The organism is Streptomyces flavofungini (assembly GCF_041028215.1).
Taxonomy (GTDB): Bacteria; Actinomycetota; Actinomycetes; order Streptomycetales; family Streptomycetaceae; genus Streptomyces; species Streptomyces flavofungini_B.
On the sequence record NZ_JASKYR010001304.1, the window covers coordinates 1 to 862 of the forward strand.

An 862-nucleotide genomic window follows, 5' to 3' on the forward strand; every position below is an offset into this window, starting at 1 on the left:
GGATACGGGGGACGGGGATACCTGGTGTGAGGTGGCCCACATGTTGCCCGTGCGTTAACAACCTGTCTCTCTTCCGGAATCAACGGACGTTGTGGTCGTTGTGGTCGCGCCCATAGCCTGCGGCGATGACAAGGGTCCTGGTCGTGGACGACGACTTCATGGTCGCCAGGCTGCACAGCAGGTACGTCGCCACGGTGGACGGCTTCAGCGTGGTCGGCGTCGCCCACAGCGGCGCGGAGGCGGTGCGCCTAGCCGGGGACGTGCGCCCCGACCTCGTGCTCCTCGATGTCTATCTGCCCGACATGGACGGCATCGCGGTGCTGCGGGAGCTGCGGGCGGCCGAGGAGCGCGATCCCGGCCGGCCGCCGGTGGACGCGCTGTTCATCACGGCGGCGCGGGACGCGGAGATCGTACGGGCCGCGCTGCGGGCGGGCGCCCTGCACTATCTGATCAAGCCGTTCAACCGGGCCGCCCTGGAGGAGCAGTTGCGGCACGTGGCGGCGGTGCGGGCCCGCCTCGACGGTCTGGCGGAGGCCCGTCAGGAGGACGTCGACCGCATCTTCGGCACCCGCCCGCCGGGCTCCCGCGAACTCCCCAAGGGCCTCGCGGCGCACACCGCTGACCTGGTCGAACAGACCCTGCGCGAGCACCCCGGGGGCCTCTCCGCCTCGGAGTGCGCGGCGGCCGGCGCGCTCTCCCGCGTCAGCGCCCGGCGCTATCTGGAGCACTTCGCGGAGACGGGCCGCGCGGACGTGACGCTGCGGTACGGGGGGACGGGGCGTCCGGAGCGGCGCTACCGGTGGGTGGGGCGAGCCGGGGCGCCCGCGGAAACGGGCATCACGGGCAGGACCTGAGCGGAGTC

At 72.7% G+C, this 862-nt stretch carries 1 protein-coding gene; it reads left to right on the forward strand.

Annotation, left to right across the window (positions count from 1 at the left end; translation table 11 throughout):
* Positions 1–125: 125 nt before the first annotated feature.
* The gene (locus AB8Z36_RS40630; protein WP_369218362.1) at positions 126–854 is read left to right on the forward strand and encodes a response regulator; all 729 of its coding nucleotides are present in this window, start codon (positions 126–128) and stop codon (positions 852–854) included.
* Positions 855–862 lie beyond the last annotated feature (8 nt).